Origin of the sequence: Pseudoglutamicibacter albus (genome assembly GCF_022346425.1) — a bacterium.
Classification (GTDB): domain Bacteria; phylum Actinomycetota; class Actinomycetes; order Actinomycetales; family Micrococcaceae; genus Pseudoglutamicibacter; species Pseudoglutamicibacter albus.
In genome coordinates this window covers 15,109-30,833 of the sequence record NZ_JAKRCW010000014.1, presented here as the reverse complement: position 1 = coordinate 30,833, position 15,725 = coordinate 15,109, and the positions used below count along the sequence as shown (strand labels likewise).

General features: G+C 61.5%; 13 protein-coding genes. 3 read left to right on the top strand and 10 right to left on the bottom strand.

Annotated elements, in window-relative coordinates; translation table 11 throughout:
* Positions 1 to 11 precede the first annotated feature (11 nt).
* Complete coding sequence (locus tag MHJ63_RS08480; RefSeq protein ID WP_239447148.1) at positions 12 to 1,250, bottom strand: thiamine pyrophosphate-dependent enzyme; 1,239 nt, start codon at positions 1,248 to 1,250, stop codon at positions 12 to 14.
* 235 nt (positions 1,251 to 1,485) lie between these two features.
* Positions 1,486 to 2,628 (bottom strand): histidinol-phosphate transaminase, encoded by a 1,143-nt coding sequence (locus tag MHJ63_RS08475; RefSeq protein ID WP_239447146.1) that lies wholly within the window; start codon positions 2,626 to 2,628, stop codon positions 1,486 to 1,488.
* 206 nt (positions 2,629 to 2,834) lie between these two features.
* On the opposite strand from MHJ63_RS08475, the gene MHJ63_RS08470 reads away from it, so the two are divergent.
* Complete coding sequence (locus tag MHJ63_RS08470) at positions 2,835 to 3,236, top strand: phage holin family protein (RefSeq protein WP_035756387.1); 402 nt, start codon at positions 2,835 to 2,837, stop codon at positions 3,234 to 3,236.
* A 12-nt stretch (positions 3,237 to 3,248) separates the two neighbouring features.
* Here MHJ63_RS08470 and MHJ63_RS08465 read toward each other — a convergent pair whose 3' ends face one another.
* Positions 3,249 to 4,634 (bottom strand): hypothetical protein, encoded by a 1,386-nt coding sequence (locus MHJ63_RS08465; RefSeq protein WP_239447144.1) that lies wholly within the window; start codon positions 4,632 to 4,634, stop codon positions 3,249 to 3,251.
* A gap of 26 nt (positions 4,635 to 4,660) precedes the next feature.
* A complete protein-coding gene (locus tag MHJ63_RS08460) occupies positions 4,661 to 4,954 on the bottom strand; it encodes a hypothetical protein (RefSeq protein ID WP_035756384.1) in 294 nt (97 codons plus the stop codon).
* A gap of 146 nt (positions 4,955 to 5,100) precedes the next feature.
* Here MHJ63_RS08460 and purB point away from each other — a divergent pair, with 146 nt between their 5' ends.
* Positions 5,101 to 6,513 (top strand): adenylosuccinate lyase, encoded by a 1,413-nt coding sequence (purB, locus tag MHJ63_RS08455; protein ID WP_239447142.1) that lies wholly within the window; start codon positions 5,101 to 5,103, stop codon positions 6,511 to 6,513.
* A gap of 272 nt (positions 6,514 to 6,785) precedes the next feature.
* Here the strand turns inward: purB and trxA are convergent, their stop codons facing one another.
* Both trxA and rlmN read right to left on the bottom strand, forming a co-directional pair.
* Positions 6,786 to 7,166 carry a thioredoxin gene (gene trxA, locus MHJ63_RS08450; protein ID WP_070491612.1) on the bottom strand — a complete coding sequence of 127 codons (381 nt, stop codon included), beginning with the start codon at positions 7,164 to 7,166 and terminating at the stop codon, positions 6,786 to 6,788.
* Between the two features lie 62 nt (positions 7,167 to 7,228).
* Positions 7,229 to 8,467, bottom strand: coding sequence for a dual-specificity RNA methyltransferase RlmN (gene rlmN, locus MHJ63_RS08445; RefSeq protein WP_239447140.1), 1,239 nt, complete (start codon positions 8,465 to 8,467; stop codon positions 7,229 to 7,231).
* 35 nt (positions 8,468 to 8,502) lie between these two features.
* On the opposite strand from rlmN, the gene MHJ63_RS08440 reads away from it, so the two are divergent.
* Positions 8,503 to 9,480: a DUF7010 family protein gene (locus MHJ63_RS08440; protein WP_239447126.1), complete on the top strand. Its 978-nt coding sequence runs from the start codon at positions 8,503 to 8,505 to the stop codon at positions 9,478 to 9,480.
* Between the two features lie 47 nt (positions 9,481 to 9,527).
* Here MHJ63_RS08440 and MHJ63_RS08435 read toward each other — a convergent pair whose 3' ends face one another.
* The 4 genes from MHJ63_RS08435 to MHJ63_RS08420 are packed head-to-tail and all read right to left on the bottom strand — an operon-like array spanning position 9,528 to position 15,674.
* Entirely contained in the window at positions 9,528 to 12,821 is a 3,294-nt protein-coding gene (locus MHJ63_RS08435) for an ABC transporter permease family protein (protein WP_239447125.1), read from the bottom strand.
* Positions 12,818 to 13,612 carry an ABC transporter ATP-binding protein gene (locus MHJ63_RS08430; protein ID WP_052048449.1) on the bottom strand — a complete coding sequence of 265 codons (795 nt, stop codon included), beginning with the start codon at positions 13,610 to 13,612 and terminating at the stop codon, positions 12,818 to 12,820. Before MHJ63_RS08430 ends, MHJ63_RS08435 begins: the two co-directional genes overlap by 4 nt.
* On the bottom strand, positions 13,609 to 14,343 hold the full coding sequence (locus tag MHJ63_RS08425) for a phosphoribosylanthranilate isomerase (protein WP_052048448.1): 735 nt from the start codon (positions 14,341 to 14,343) through the stop codon (positions 13,609 to 13,611). The genes MHJ63_RS08430 and MHJ63_RS08425 overlap by 4 nt, the downstream gene beginning before the upstream one ends.
* A gap of 38 nt (positions 14,344 to 14,381) precedes the next feature.
* Complete coding sequence (locus MHJ63_RS08420; RefSeq protein ID WP_239447123.1) at positions 14,382 to 15,674, bottom strand: MFS transporter; 1,293 nt, start codon at positions 15,672 to 15,674, stop codon at positions 14,382 to 14,384.
* Between the last annotated feature and the right edge of the window lie 51 nt (positions 15,675 to 15,725).

The window sequence follows — 15,725 nt, the reverse complement described above, 5'->3', positions numbered from 1 at the left end:
GCGTTGCGTGCTCACGCTCGCTCCCCCTTCCCGTGGCCTGCTCGGTTGTTACCGTCAAGTTGCTCGGCGTCTTCAAACTCGCTGTCTTCAAACCCGTTGTCTTCAAAAGAGTCCATGAACGCCCGGTATTCGGCCCGCTCTTGTTCCACGAGCGGGTGTGGTTGCGCATAGACGTAGTCGAACTGTTCATCCAGTGTGGCCCCACCGAGGCTCATGACGGCTTCGCGGACTTCGGCCGCACGCGCTGCCGCTTGCTGCTCGACCTCGTCGAAGAAGGAGTCCTCGACCCCGCACTCTTCGAGGAACGTGCGTGCACGCACGAGCGGATCCCGCGGAGCCCAACTCTCTTCCTCCGGCCGGCCGCGGTATTTGGTTGGGTCATCAGCGGTGGTGTGCGCGCCGAGCCGGTAGGTTTCAGCCTCGATCAGCACTGGACCGTGACCGGTGCGGGCGTGCTCGAGCGCCCAACGAGTCACCGCGTACACCGCAAGCACATCGTTGCCGTCAACGCGAATGCTTGGGAACCCGTAGCCTGCGGCACGCTGTGCGAGCGGAACCCTGGACTGGGTTTCGAACGGGACCGAGATAGCCCACCGGTTGTTTTGGCAAAAGAACACGACGGGCGACTGGTTGCTTGCCGCGAAAACCATGGATTCGTGAACGTCACCCTCGGATGAGGAACCGTCGCCGAAGCACGCGATGACGGCCTCCCCGTCTTGGGCGAGCTTCGCCGGATCCCAGCCGTTCTGGTCACGTTGGATACCCATCGCGTAACCGGTCGCATGCAGTGTCTGTGCGGCGAGCACGAGGGTATAGACCTGGAAATGATGCTCTTGGGGATCCCAACCTGAGTGGCCTTCGCCTCGGAAGAGCTGGAAGAGATCCGGGATGCTCACATCGCGTGCCAGTGCCATCGCGTGTTCGCGGTACGTCGGAAAAACAAAGTCGCCGGCGCGTGCCGCGCTGATCGCCCCGATCTGCGCCGCTTCTTGCCCTTGCAACGGGACCCACAACACAAGCTCGCCCTGTCGTTGCAGGATCGAGCCTTCCTGATCCACGCGACGGGCGATGACCATGTCGCGATAGAACTCCTGATAGTCCTCGACCGTGAGGTCTGTGACCCAGTGGTCCCAATCAGGGTTGGCGATCCGCCGGCCTTCTGCATCCAACATCTGCACGGGTTCAAAGTTCAGAACCTGTTGCATTAGCTGGCGAGAATCTGGCCCGCTGTTCGCAGGGGTGACCTTCATGCCGCTCCTCACGTGAGCGGGATCAGCCGAGTGTTTCTAGAAGCTGTGTCCGCGCCACGATCATTTATATTCCACTTCTGGAATGGATGTTTTCTGGTTATCTACTCTTTGTGAGCCTACATGCCTCCGGGACGTTAAAGAAAGCGCATCGGGCCGCAGAAATCGCGAGATTCTGCGGCCCGATGCGCTATTTACTTTGCAACCCTAGCTATTCCGAAACTGGAATATTCAGGGGTTAGTTGCTTGCCGAGCTGTCATCTTTCAACCCTGCGTTGCCTTCGATGAATTCCGCGCACAGCTCGATAAAGCGTGCGTTTGCTTCGGGTTCTCCGATCGAGACGCGTACGCCTTCGCCTTCAAAGGCACGAACCGAGAGGGCCTTCTGCCCGGCGGCTTCCGCGAACTGTGCGGCGCGTTCACCGAGTGGGAGCCAAACGAAGTTCGCGTGAGTCTCTGGGATCTTCCAGCCCTGCTCCGTCAGCGCGGCAACGACCTTATTGCGTTCCTGCACGGTCTCTTCGACGCGTTCGAGCACTTCGTCAATCGCATCGAGCGAGGCGACTGCGGCGGCTTCTGCCACGGAGGAGACACCGAAAGGTACTGCGACCTTGCGCAGGTATTGGGTGATGTGCGGCTGGGATACCGAGTATCCGACGCGCAGGTTGGCAAGCGAGTGCGCTTTGGAGAAGGTGCGGAGCGCGACCACGTTGGGGTGCTTGCGGTATAGCTCAAGCCCGTTGACGGCTTCATCGTCGCGCAGGTATTCGAGGTAGGCCTCATCGATCACGACGAGGACGTTGGTTGGGACCTTGCTCAGTAGGTCTTCGACTTCGGCGGTGCGCAGCACGGGGCCGGTCGGGTTGTTGGGGGTGCAGAGGATCATGACGGACGTGTTTTCCGTGACGGCCTCCACCATCGCATCGAGGTCGATGCGGTGGTCTTCGGTCAGCGGAACCTGCACCGAGGTGGCGCCTGCGGTTTCCACGATGATCGGGTACGCCTCGAAGGAACGCCACGGGTAGATGACCTCATCGCCTGTGCCGTCTTCGTTGGTTCCGGCGAAGGCGTTGATGATCTGTGTCAGAGCGCCAAGCGATCCGGTTCCGGTAACGATGTCCTCGGCTGGGATGTCGAAGTGTTCTGCGAGCCGGTTGCGTAGCTTGGTGGAGAGCGGGTCCGGGTAGCGGTTGTAGTCCTCATAAGCCTTGATGGCTTGGGCTACAGATGGGACTGGGGTGCCGGGATTCTCGTTGGAGGAGAGTTTATAGGGCTGGAGTCCCGGGATCACCACGGGCGGTTTGCCCGCTTTATAGGCGGGGAGGCGGCCGATTACGGGGCGTGGTGAGGGAGTTGCAGCGTTTTCTGTGACATCAGACATATCGCTAGGGTATTCCTTCTACGGACGTTCGCGCACCTCAAGTTTGTGAGGCTGGACACATTGCCGGTTGTGTCCGACTTGCTTCGTATGATGCGTCGCTTTCTTCTCGTGGCGATGCCAGCTCGTCTATGAGTTTCGCTTGAATTTTGCCTCGATTCATACTCGGGGTTGAGGATCTGTTGAGGGCAGCGTGGGATGCTGTATCTATGCGTCTCTTGATTAGTGCTATCGTCAACGCGCTTGCGCTTGCCGCGGCGGCTTCTATCGTCAGCGGTATCCACATCGGCCCTGTTAATGGTTCGGATCATTCGGGTTCTGTGATGGCCTCCTATCTTTTCGCGGGAGCGTTGTTCGGCGTTGTCAACGCGGCTTTGGGGAAGTTCATTCGGATCATTTCCATTCCGCTCTATTGCTTGACGTTGGGTCTTTTCGCGCTCGTGGTCAACGCACTGCTTTTCGAGCTCACTGCGTGGCTGTCCAACCTCACGGGCCTCATCGTGTTCTCGATTGACTCGTTCTTCTGGGACGGCATCCTGGGTGCGCTGATCGTCTCGATCGTGTCCGCACTCATCGGCTTGACGATGCGCGCACTCCGCCTGGGCGCCTGACCCGCACCCGGTTCAGAAGCGTATACGGAGCGGCCGCAAGACTGTGGGTGGCGGTATTACAGGAGGCAGTCGAACGTTTGAGCCGTTGGAAGTTTTGAAGCGGTAGGTTTCGGTGATCTTCAGATCATCGAGTTCCATCTGCTTCTTAATGTCCGAGAGTGCGGTGTCTTTGAGTCCATCGGCCACCCGGGCATGGTCGAGATAGTTATGGGAGCCGTGGTCTGAACCGAGCAGGTCAGGTTTGCTGGTTGCGACCCGATCCCTACTCTTAGAGAACACGGCAACGCGATTCGGTGAAACTTTGAGCGGGGCAGTTGCCCCGAGTGCTGGAATCGCATCATCAGGGTCGATCAGCATCAATTGCGGCGCATCCGTTGGCGGATCGTCATCCCCGTGAGGGGCGCCCGCTGTGAACGTTCCTTTGAGCTTGTACTGTTCTTTGAACTCTTGGTCGTGCGCCAGGTTCAAGGAATGCGTCCCACCTTGCGAATGGCCATTCAGGTACACGCCGTCCCCCGGCTTCGCGCCAGCTTCTTTGAGGGCTGCTTCGACTGCTTTGCGCACGTCGTCGGTGTTGTTGTCGAATGCTTGAGCCATACGTCGCAATCCCCACGTTGAGCCCCCGGACATGTTGGTTCCTGGCATCGTGACAATCCACCTGTGTTCCCCGGACGAAGTCACAGCCTTACTCACCACAATGGCGCCACGCTCTTCCCCTGCCAGTTGTTGGTGTTCAATCCACGTGGTGAGTTTCGTAGCATCCGTACGCATAGTTGTTACCTCTTCTTTTCCTGCCACCACAATGTTCGGGGCGAAATCGAACAACACGGAGAACAGAGTTCTGACAGTCCTAGCACCGACTTTTTTCATCTCAGCCGCATTCATTTCGTTTCGCAGCTTCATGCCGAGCAACCCGGGTGAGTAAATGGCGAAAGCTAGCAACGCCATTTCCTCTCTCCACTCCGGCATCGCCTGCATCATATTGATGACAGCCCCCACTGATGCGTCCGTATCCGCGTACCCGATCGTGGACAGGTTCTGCGATTCAGCTTGCTCATAATTCTCTGCCGCGCGACTCAGGCTCTGTTCAAGTTTGTCGACGCTAGCAGAGGAATGCATCATCTGTTCAGAAGCCTTGCGTGCCGCCTCTCTAACCTGTTGCAACGCGCGAAAGATCTCAAGATACTCGTCCCCCTGCAGGCCTTTCCCCTCCGGCACGTCTGAGCACGCCCTGCTCAAACGCCCCCAATCTGGTTGATAGGCTCGCATCTCGCCGGCAGCTAGTTTGAGTGAACCGCTCACAACCTCTATCGAGTGACCACCGCCAAACACCTGCATCCCGTGGTCCCTACCGGCACCGTTGCCGCCTGCGTCGTTACCACCGGGGCCATTACCCACGGTCAAACCACTCGCCACAACCACCGTCACTGCACCCCCGTCAGGTCTAGCCCGATTCCCAACCTGATGCGCTGCTCGTTGATGGCCGCTAAAGCTGCCGCTGCACAAGCCTGCACATCCTTCAAGGACGCTCCAGCACCGTGCATGATGAGCGATGCCTCATCTCGTGCCGATTCGTAGCGGTGCTTAGCTTTCCCTTTCCAATCCGGAATCTGACACCGATTCACAGCCGCATGAGCCGCTGTGACATCAGACTCCATGCCATACAACATGTGGATATAACACTCAACGCTGATACGCAGATCGTTCAACGCATGCATCACGGCCTCCTTCCGTTTTCGTAGCGTTTCCTCAACGGTAGAAACCTGCACCCTCCCCCGGGAGGGCTTGTGGATAAGATGCTCTGCTTGAGGCGCTTGTGGGCAACGAAACCCCGCGCTAGGGCGAGTCATGGGACAATAGGGGCATGTCTGCCTCTCGTGTTTCCTTGTCCGAATCCACACTCGCCCTCGGCTCCCTCGACGGCCGCTACCGTTCCGCAGTCGCCGGCCTCATCGACCACTTGTCCGAGGCCGCACTGAACCGCAACCGCATCCACGTAGAAGTCGAATGGTTCATCTACCTGTGCGAAAACAGCGTCCTACCCGGCCTCAAACCACTCACGGACGAACAGAAGTCCGGCCTGCGCGCCATCGTGACCGACTTCAACACCGATTCCGTTACTGAACTCGCAGAAATCGAAGCCGTCACCGTACACGACGTCAAAGCCGTCGAATACTACATCGGCCGCCGCCTGGAAGCCCTCGGCCTAGAACACCTCAAAGCGCTCGTGCACTTCGCGTGCACCTCAGAGGACATCAACAACCTCTCCTACGCGCTTGGAATCCGCGACGCGATCCAAGACGTATGGCTACCAGCCGCGTGGGACTTGGTGAACCAACTGTCCGAGATGGCAGAAGCTGACCGAGAAACGCCGATGCTCTCGCGCACCCACGGCCAGCCAGCCACCCCGTCCACCCTCGGCAAGGAGATCGCGGTCTTCGCCTACCGCCTCGCCCGCCAGCTGCGCCGCATCCAGAACACCGAATACCTCGGCAAAATCAACGGCGCCACCGGAACCTACGCGGCACACCTCGCCGCCGTACCAGCAGTGGACTGGCAGTCCATCTCCCGCGGCTTCGTCGAAAGCCTCGGGCTGAGCTGGAACCCGCTCACCACTCAGATCGAAAACCACGACTGGCAAGCGGAACTGTACTCCGACATCGCACGCTTCAACCAGATTCTGCACAACCTCTGCACCGACATCTGGAGCTACATCTCCATCCGGTTCTTCCAGCAGATCCCCGTTGAAGGCGCAACCGGCTCATCCACAATGCCGCACAAGATCAACCCGATCCGCTTCGAAAACGCAGAAGCCAACCTCGAAATCTCCAACGGGTTGCTCAACACGCTCGCCTCTACCCTGGTGCAGTCCCGCTGGCAGCGCGACCTGACCGACTCCTCGAGCCAACGCAACATCGGCACCGCAATCGGCCACTCGCTACTAGCAATCAGCAACGTGTCCAAGGGCCTCGAACGCCTCGACACCGCAGTGGACGTGATCGCCGCTGACCTCGATGAGAACTGGGAAGTCCTCGGCGAAGCAGTACAGACCGTGATGCGCGCCGAAGCGATCGCGGGGGTCGAAGGCATGGACAACCCATACGAACGCCTCAAAGACCTCACCCGCGGCCACCGCGTAGACGGCGAACGCATGCGCGAATTCGTCAAGAGCCTCGGCCTGAGCGCCGATGCGGAAGAACGCCTCCTGAACCTGACCCCACAGACCTACACCGGCCTAGCGGACCAACTGGTCGACTGGGTCTCGCAACGCGTCTAACCCAACGCTGCCGGGCACCGAAAGCATCGACTCCCAGGATTCTCACAGGTACTTTTACAGGTTTACCCTGGAGTGCTCAAGGATCTCACCAGGATACGCAGGTAGTGTCGTAGACACCTCAAGGGTGCGAGTGATGACGCAGAAGGCCCCAGCCGAAAGAATCGGCCGGGGCCTTCGTCATTTAAGCCTGGGTTTCTAAGCTCGAGGTTTCTAAACCGGGGATCGCGGGGCGCTCGCGCGCACGGCCCCGCTCAACCCGCTACAAGGCAGATCTACTCTGCGGAATCAGCTTGGGCTTCCTCTTCGGCGATCTTGCGCCGCACCTCGTCCATGTCGAGTTCCTTGACCTGACCCAGGATGTCCTCCAGCGCTGCAGCTGGCAGTGCGCCTGCCTGACGGAATACGAGGATCCCGTCACGGAACACCATGAGCGTTGGGATCGACGTGATCTGAGCGGCTGCAGCCAGCCCCTGCTCGGCCTCGGTGTCTACCTTCGCGAAACGAACATCCGGGTGCTTCTCAGACGTGGCCTCGAAGATCGGGGCGAACTGCTTGCACGGCCCGCACCATTCAGCCCAGAAATCGACGATCGTGATGCCTTCAGCCTGAACCGTCTCCTGGAATTTCTCGCCAGTCAATTCGAACGTCGCCATGGGTTGGCTCCTTACGTGATCGATATATCGTCTCCCGCTATACAACCGGGACGCGCGGCCCGCTATTCCGCGGCGGCGAGCTGGCCGCATGCGCCGTCGATCTCTTTGCCGCGGGTGTCGCGCAACGTGGTCGGGATTCCGGCGGCCTCGAGGCGCTGGATGAATTCGCGGGTGACTTCCTTTGTTGAGGATGTCCAGATCGAGCCTGGGGTGGGGTTGAGCGGGATCGGGTTCACGTGCGCCCAGCCGCGGCCGCGTTCGTTGAGTTTCTTGGCGAGCAGGTCGGCACGCCAGCCGTGATCGTTCATGTCTTTGATCAGCGCGTATTCGATCGAAACGCGGCGGCCCGTGGTCTCGAAATAGTTGTAGGCGGCATCCAGGACCTCATCGACCTTCCAGCGGGAGTTCACCGGGATCAGGTCATCACGCAGGTCATCGTCTGGGGCGTGCAGGGACAGCGCGAAACGCACCTGCAGGTTCTCTGCGGCGAGCTTGCGGATGCCCGGCTCCAAGCCCACGGTGGAGATCGTGATGCCGCGGGCGGACATCCCGAGCCCTTCCGGCGCATCGGCGATCATGCGGTGCACCGCGTTCATCACACGCTTATAGTTGGCTAGCGGCTCCCCCATCCCCATGAAGACGATGTTGTTCACGCGGGCTGGCGGCTGGTCGTCGCCGCGGATCTTACCGAGCCCACCCTCAGCGATCACGCGGTTGGCTTTCACGATCTGATCGATGATCTCGGCGGTAGACATGTTGCGGGTCAGCCCGTTCTGGCCCGTCGCACAGAACGGGCAGTTCATGCCGCAACCGCACTGGGATGAGATGCACAGCGTGATGCGGTTCGGGTACCGCATCAGAACGGACTCAACGAGGGCGCCGTCGAAGAGCCGCCACAAGAACTTGATGGTCGCCCCGTCATCCGTCACGAGCCTGCGGACCTCGGTCAATAACGGCGGGAAGAACACCTCCCCGATCGCTTCACGCTTATCCTTCGGAAGGTCCGTCATCTCTTCCGTCTGATCCGTGTAGTGCTGGAAGTAGTGTGTGGAAACCTGCTTGGCTCGGAACGCCGGCAGGCCAAGTTCCTTCATTTTCTCTTGCCGCTCAGCAAGCGTCATGTCGGCAAGATGCTGCGGCGGCTGCTTGACACGTGGCCGTTGCGCGAACTGGAGTGTCGGGCGGCCGTCGGGGCCCATCGGCTGCTTCCAGCCCTCCGCAGTGGGTCGAACCTGCGGACGCTGACGCTTGGATGGAGCGGACTGCGGATGCTTCTGCGAGGGTTTCTTGGAAGTGCTCATGGTGTCTCCATCATCCCACGCGGTAGGTTGGAGACATGATCAAGGAACAAGCTCTCCCCACAAAACCCACTCACACGGGTGCTTTCACGTTAGAACCCGCGCAGCGGCAGGCCCGCGCCGTGATGCGCGGAGGCGGTATTTCTTTCCTCGTTTTGGCTGCGTGGTGGGGTGTTGCCGCCGCCTTGTTCCAGTGGGGCTCCCCTATCACTGGCCAGATCGCGTTGCTGGTTGGCGCCGTGGTGGCTCAGCCGATCACGTGGGCGCTGCTGAAGCTCTTGGGTGGCCCTGCGTGGCTTCCTAGCGAGAACCCGTTGCGTGGGCTCGCGCTCGCTAACGCCGCGATCCCCGTGGTGTGTGTTTTGGCCGCGATGGCGATGGCCACGAAAATCCCGGAAGCGTTCTTCGCTGCCGCGATGGTTGGCTGGGCCGCCGCTGCTCTCCCCGATGCGACCTTGTACGGTATGCGGATCCACTGGCTCTTCGGTGGCTTGCTGATCCTGATCCCTGTTCTGTTGTGGTTCGCGCTGCCCGCGATTCTTCCGTGGGCCGGCCTGATCGGCGTTGTCATGTTCACACTGTTCGGCCCGCTGATCCTGCGTTCCGGAAACCTCTTGCCTGCCGACGGCAGTGTTCCGTCGATGACCCAAGCCGCCGAACTCTCCACCTCCGCTAAGCCATCCGCTGACACGAAGGATGCGGAACGTAAGGACGCTGACGGCAAGGCCGGTTCCGTGCGCAACGCTGAGGCTGAGAAGAACGGTGCAGGGAAGAAGGCCGAACAGAAGACCGTCGCGACCAACAACGATGCGGCGCGGAACGATGCGGCTAAGGGCTCGGTGAAGGATCCCGCGCGCAAGGATGCGGGACCAGATGCGCGAGGGGACGCAGGCAAGGGCGCGCCGAAGGCCTCTGACCTATCCACACCGAACGCAGGTTCTCCCGATGCTGGCGCTCCTGACGCCGGCTCGCTGGGTGGCCAGCCACCGCAGCCACCGCGCCCGCCACGCCCGTAACGTCAAGCGGCTAGCACCCGCCCCACCACGCCCCTAACGTCAGGCGTTTAGACGTGTTGTAGCGGCAACCGTGGGACCATGACCCACGCGACCAGCGTGGACCCCACGGGAACCGCGAGCAACAAGGCGACCAGTTGCGTCCACGGAATCCACGTGAACGTGTAGAGGTCAACGAGGCCGTAGCCGATCAAGGGAGGCAGCGCCACCGCTATACCGAGCACCACCCCCAAGGTCGAGAGCACGAACGCTTGAATCGCGGAGAACCTGCGGCGTAGCGAACCCGTGGCCCCCATGACCATGACCAAGAGTTGTTCACGGCGGGCGTCGGTGATCCCGATCCCTGCCGCCAAGGATGCGACCGTGATGATCATGAGTGCCGCACCACCTGTGACCGGCCACGTGAACGGGTCAGCGACCGGCTCCAGGTTCGCGTTCGTATCCATCTGCAGGTTCGAGGTCGTCAGTTCCTCGTTGACTAGTTGCGTCTGTGAATCTGTGATCGGCTCATTGAACTTGACCAGCAAGCCACCCAAGCCCATCCGCTGCTTGGTCCCCTCAAGCGCTGTGGACGGAACCACAACAATCGGGTGTGCACCCATGCTTGTCGGCTGATACACCTCGGCCTGCAAGCGCCGCTCAGTCAACGGAGCCCACAGCGGCCACCGAACATTGAGCGAACTGACGCCGACGTCGGGGTCAGCGCCCTTACCGATGCTGATGCCCTCATCGGCCGGATTCATGCTGAACTCACCCAACCGTACGGTGCCGTCAGCGGCGAGGTATTGAGGGTCAAAGACCAACGCTTGCCCCTCACGCAAGGCGCGTTCGGCGCCTTCGTCTTCGCCCCACAGCGAGCTCGGCATCGTCTCCGGGCGTTCAGGGTCCACCACCACAACCGTCTGCGTCGGATATTGCAGGTCAATCTCAGGGATCACCCCGGAGGCCGCACCACCACACTTAGTCTTCTGCTGCCGGGTCAGCTGGGCTATCTCGTTCGACAAAGCATCCACCCGGCCTTCCAACGTCGTGTTCGTAGGGACCGGCAAACTGCATAAGCTACCCACCGGATACATCGGGTACAGCTCAGTACACGAGCTCGAGAACTGCGTGGCGCACGTAGGCATCGGCTGATAAACCTCCCAGCCTCGTTCAGCCTGCGGAGCGCCAGGGATCTGCATGATTTCAGCGATCTTGGTGTGGACACCGGCCGCGCCACCAGCATAGATGCCCTCGTTAGCGGCCAATTCCTCAACCGTGATCTCGCGGTCCTCAATCTGGCCTTGAGTGAGTGCCTTACGTTCCAACGTCGTGCGGTCATCCACCGCGATCCAGCCGGTACGTTCATCCGGAGCCAGAGCGTCCGCCGACGGCGCAACCAGCGATGCCTTGGTCACCGCAAGCAACATGATCCCGTACACGCCCACCACCGTGATCGAAACAACCACAGCCAAAACGGGTACCGAACGCCCTCGGCGGCGGCTGATGTCACGCACCGAGAAACGCAGCGCGAACGGCAAATATCGGTCCCACTTAGAGAAGGAGCTCGCCACCAGCGGAAGCAAAAACATGACGCCAGCGAGCATGAAGAACAACGCCAGTACCTGGCCCCCACCCAGCAGAGCCTGCGCGGTCTTGAGCTGCTCTTCCGTCTCGATCGACATCCCGTGAATCGTCAACGCGATCGAACCGATCAGGCCGATGGTCACAAGCGTCCAGCCGACCCACTGATACATCGAACGCACCGGATGCACCGTCTCAACCTCGACGGCCGGAGCCACATCAAGTGCGCGGCGCGAAGCCCGCACACCAACCCACCACGAGGTCACCCACGCCGCCAACAAAGCCAACGCCGCCGCGAAGAAGATGGCCTCCCACGGAATGTGCAGCCCGTACGTTGGAACGTGCCGGGCCTGTGCCAAACCGATCCAGATCCGTCCCGCGAGCGCGCCCAGCGCGCCACCCAGCAACGAGCCCGCAGCGCCACACGTGAGGCCCACCAAAAGCACCACGCGACGCAACACGGCAGGCTCAGCGCCCATCGTGGACAGCTTGCGAAGCAACGCACCCTGCCGGCGGGCGGAGATCGTCAACGCGAAACCGCTCAACAGGATCGCCTCACCGAAGGCGACAATCGCCAAGATCCCCACCGGCAAAGCGCGGTCCGTGTCCGACATGCTCGTGAACGGGTAGAGAAGGTCGATGGTTTTCTTGTTCGTCGCATGCCCGTATTCATCCACGACGGGGCGGAACAAAGCCGGAACACCTGCGCGATCAAAAGCGAGGAACTGCGCGTACGTATCCGGCACATCACCGCTCAAATACAGGCGCTGGGTACCCTTACCGGAAAGCTGCTTCGCGATCGGGCTACCTTCCTGAACAAACAGGATCGGCTCCGAATTCGGTTCCAGCCGCAAAATATTAGACAGCTGCGGCCAGCCCTCCGTATTGTCCACAACCTCGCCGGTGATCTTGAACGTCTGATACGTCCCGTCCTGGCCGGTACCGCCCGGACCGAGGATCCCCACCTGACCTGCGGCCGTGGTGCTCTTACCGCGCGCCTCGGCACGCTCGCGCGCCTGCTCCAAAAGCCTCGCCAGTTGCGGGGTCACCATGACCTCATCCGCACCCGAGTCAGCTACCTTGCCGTTCAACAGAGTGAAACGGGCGTCCTCGCCGGTGAGTTTAGGGTTGTTGAAGTCCGCGATCACGGTCTGGACCGTCGAATGCTGGCCCAACCCCAGCAAATCCACCGTGACCGTCTCAACGGTCGTCACGGACACGCCCGGCGGGATGACCCTACCGAGCTCACACGGCGGCTTCCCGCACAGCGTGTGCTGGCCGGCCTCGTGATCGGCCTGCCCCACGTCGATGCCCATATCCGCGAGCTTCTGCGCATCCAACCGGATGTTCGGGTTAGCAGGTGCTGGGAATGTGGACGCCGGATCTTCCTCAGAGCCCGCTGCCCCGGAGTCTGTGACGCCCGAATCCGTTGCGGCGGGACCCGATGCGCCCGCGGCCGAATCAGCGCCGCTGTTGCCGGCGGTGCTGTTGCTCGTCATGGACTGCGCGAGGCTGAACGTGGGATCCGATGGGTCGATGAGGACCCCATCGAAACCGGTCAGCAACCGGTTGGCATACTCAGTCGGAGAAGGCTTACCCGAGGAATAAAGCAGGGTCCCGATGGTGCCCACAAGGAACACGGGAACAGCGACGATCAATGCGATGATCCCGTGCCGCATCGGATTGGTGCGGATGATGCGCATCGCCAACCGCCACGGCGTGTAACGGAAACTGTGCCGCTGGTTGGGTTCCGTCAACGGGCCGGACGCTCTGTGTTTCACTCGGCCCCACCCAGCGGAGCATCAAGGTTGATAGCGCCCGTTTCGAGTTTCAGCAACGCTTCAGCGGAACGTGCCGCGACCGTCGCGTCAGAAACGATCTTGCCGTCGCTCAGTTCGATGACCCGGTCACCCCACGGCAGGGTCTCAGGCTCGTGCGTCACCACAATCACCGCCGAGCCCGCGTCCGCTTGCAAACGCAACAGCTTCATCGTTTCAAGGCCGGCCGCCTGATCGAGCGCACCGGTCGGCTCATCCGCGAGGACCACGTACTTCTCACCGACGATTGCACGCGCTATAGCGACCCGCTGCTGATACCCGGCAGGTAACTCCATGACCCACCGGTCTGCGGCGTCTTTAAGCCCCACCGCATCGAGGGTTTCCAGCGCGGCGGCCCGCGCGGCACGCGGCCGCACACCATCCAATTCGAGCGGCAATGCGACGTTCTCTGCCGCTGTGAGAATGTCGATGAGGTTGTGGTCCTGGAACACGAAGCCGATCGCCCTGCGCCGCAAGCGTGCCGCCTGCGTGCGGGTCAAGCCAAATAGGTTAGTGCCAGCGATGTGGATGCGGCCAGAATCCGGGCGTTGCAGCCCGCCCATCAAGGACAGGATCGAGGACTTACCGGACCCCGAAGGCCCCGTGATCATCACAAGCTCGCCCGGGCTCACCTCGAAAGAAATGTCGTCGAGGGCCTTCGCGCGGGCGTCCCCCACCCCATAACTCTTAGAGACCTTGTCGACAACCACCGCGGATTTCGGTGGAGCCTCAGGCGCGGTGCGGCGGGGCCTCATGAGCGGCCCTCCGCGTCATCGGCGTCGTGCTCGGGCGCGTGGGCGGCGTGGAAGCCTGCGTTGAGGCGGGCGTGGGCGGTCTTGGCGTTGTGAATGAACTCGGCGATCTTGTTCATCGACTTGATGCCGCGTTCCGATTCCACGCCGGAGGACACATCGACGCCCCATGGCTGCGCATCAGTGATGGCTTGGGCCACGTTCTGGGCGTTGAGTCCCCCAGCTAGAAGCCACGGTTCAACCAGCCGCGCGTTCTCAAGGGCCGCCAAGTCCCATGTGCTCCCTGAACCGGGTACGGCCGCATCGATCAGCAAGACGTCTTCGCCGCTGTCCCCGCTGGTCACCTCGGGATGGTGTTTGAGGGAGGTCGCCCACCACACTTGCCGCGGCGCGTATTCCGCACCTAGTTCGGGGGCTTTATCGAAAACGTCGCGAGCGGCCGCAACATCCTCGGAACTGTAGTTGCCGTGGAGTTGCAGCACGTTCGCGCCGATCTCGATCGCATCCCAGGCCGCCGCGACCGCTGGGGTGTCGAAAACAACCAGCACGATGTGCGCCGGGCGTTGGTGCTCAGCGAATGTTTCGCGTGCCGCATCGGCTACGCGCAGGGATTGTTCGTGGTCTGCGTGGCGGGGGCTGGGTTCGTAGTGGACGATCCCGACCGCGTCCGCACCGGATCTCACTGCGTGACGTGAGTCTTCGGCTGTGGTGATCCCACAGATCTTGACGAACACTGTGACGTACCCCTTGTCGCTGTGCTTTCGATGCGCAGCTATTGCTGCGCTGGATCCTCTCGCGTTATTGTCTCACGTGAGTTCAAGCCAGCCCGGGGTTGTTCGGGTTTCCTGATGAGCAGCACCGCAATCATCGCAACAACCGCGGCACCGGCATAGAAGATGAAGACTCCCGGGTAGCCGTTGCCTGTTGAGATCATCCAGCCGGTGATGGCTGGGCCGATGATCGCGCCGAAGCGGCCGATCCCGGCGGTCAACCCCATGCCGGTGGACACCAGATGCGCCGGGTAGACGTAGCCGACGAACCCGTAGAGCATCACCTGGGCCGAGAACACGAAGATGCCCGTGACGAGCAAGAATCCGTTAAGTACAAGCCCGCTGTTGAATCGGATCACGAGCGAAAGCAAGAACAGGGCGGCCAGCAAGAACCAGACGGCGTTGGTTCCGCGGACACCGAAGCGGTCCGCGGTTGCGCCACCGACCAACAAGCCCACGACCGCACCGACGTTGGTCACGAACAGCATCACGAGCGAATCCGCAACCGGGTAGCCTGCCGAAACCATGATCTTAGGTAGCCACTGGTTCAGGCCGTACACGAGCAGCAAGCCCATGAAGGACGCGATCCACAACGCGAGCGTCGAGCGTGCCCGGCCGTGAGTGAACAGGGCACCGATCCCCGGCTTAGTGTCGGCCGCCGGTTTGGCGTCGGCGCCAGTTTCGACCGGTTCCGCGTCGAGGCTGTCCGGCAAGTATCGGTAGATCAGCGGCATCACGACGAAGCCGAGGGCACCGCCGATGTAGAAGACCCATTCCCATGCGTTCCCGACGGCGAGCGCGACGAGGGAGGCGGCGACGGCGCCGGCGTGGTAGCCGGTCATAGTCACGCTGGAGGCGTGGGCGCGGCGGCCGCTGGCCATGGTCTCTTGCATGAGGGTCAGCGCTACCGGCATCGACGCGCCGAGCCCGACACCTGCAATCAAGCGGAAGAGCGCGATGAGTTGCCACGCGGGCATAAGCGGTAGAGCGACCGTGAAGATGCTGAAGAGGGCCACGCACGCCAAAAGGGTGCGGCGGCGGCCCCACCGGTATGTGAGCGGGCCGATCACGACCGCGCCGACGCCGACGCCGACGAGTGAGACGGTTGCGACGACCGTCATCGCCTCTGTGGTGAGGCCGGCGTGCGGTGCCGCTGGATTCGTGAGGATCGGGGTTGTGGCGCCGAGCGCTACGAGGTCGAAACCTTCCAGGGCTACCGTGGTCCAACACAGAATCATGATCCACATACGTGAGATCGGGGCACCAGATTTAGTGGTGAAAGTGTGCGTGCGCATGCGTCTCCTCAGCAAGCGTCAGATCCCGGAGTATGCGCGTGGTTCGCGCCC

What these genes read in the sequence shown, in the direction of transcription:
- MHJ63_RS08480 (WP_239447148.1), bottom strand. Translation starts at nt 1,250, where the DNA reads ATGAAGGTCACCCCTGCGAACAGCGGGCCAGATTCTCGCCAGCTAATG.
- MHJ63_RS08475 (WP_239447146.1), bottom strand. Translation starts at nt 2,628, where the DNA reads ATGTCTGATGTCACAGAAAACGCTGCAACTCCCTCACCACGCCCCGTA.
- MHJ63_RS08470 (WP_035756387.1), top strand. Translation starts at nt 2,835, where the DNA reads ATGCGTCTCTTGATTAGTGCTATCGTCAACGCGCTTGCGCTTGCCGCG.
- MHJ63_RS08460 (WP_035756384.1), bottom strand. Translation starts at nt 4,954, where the DNA reads ATGCATGCGTTGAACGATCTGCGTATCAGCGTTGAGTGTTATATCCAC.
- purB (WP_239447142.1), top strand. Translation starts at nt 5,101, where the DNA reads ATGTCTGCCTCTCGTGTTTCCTTGTCCGAATCCACACTCGCCCTCGGC.
- trxA (WP_070491612.1), bottom strand. Translation starts at nt 7,166, where the DNA reads ATGGCGACGTTCGAATTGACTGGCGAGAAATTCCAGGAGACGGTTCAG.
- rlmN (WP_239447140.1), bottom strand. Translation starts at nt 8,467, where the DNA reads ATGAGCACTTCCAAGAAACCCTCGCAGAAGCATCCGCAGTCCGCTCCA.
- MHJ63_RS08440 (WP_239447126.1), top strand. Translation starts at nt 8,503, where the DNA reads ATGATCAAGGAACAAGCTCTCCCCACAAAACCCACTCACACGGGTGCT.
- MHJ63_RS08430 (WP_052048449.1), bottom strand. Translation starts at nt 13,612, where the DNA reads ATGAGGCCCCGCCGCACCGCGCCTGAGGCTCCACCGAAATCCGCGGTG.
- MHJ63_RS08420 (WP_239447123.1), bottom strand. Translation starts at nt 15,674, where the DNA reads ATGCGCACGCACACTTTCACCACTAAATCTGGTGCCCCGATCTCACGT.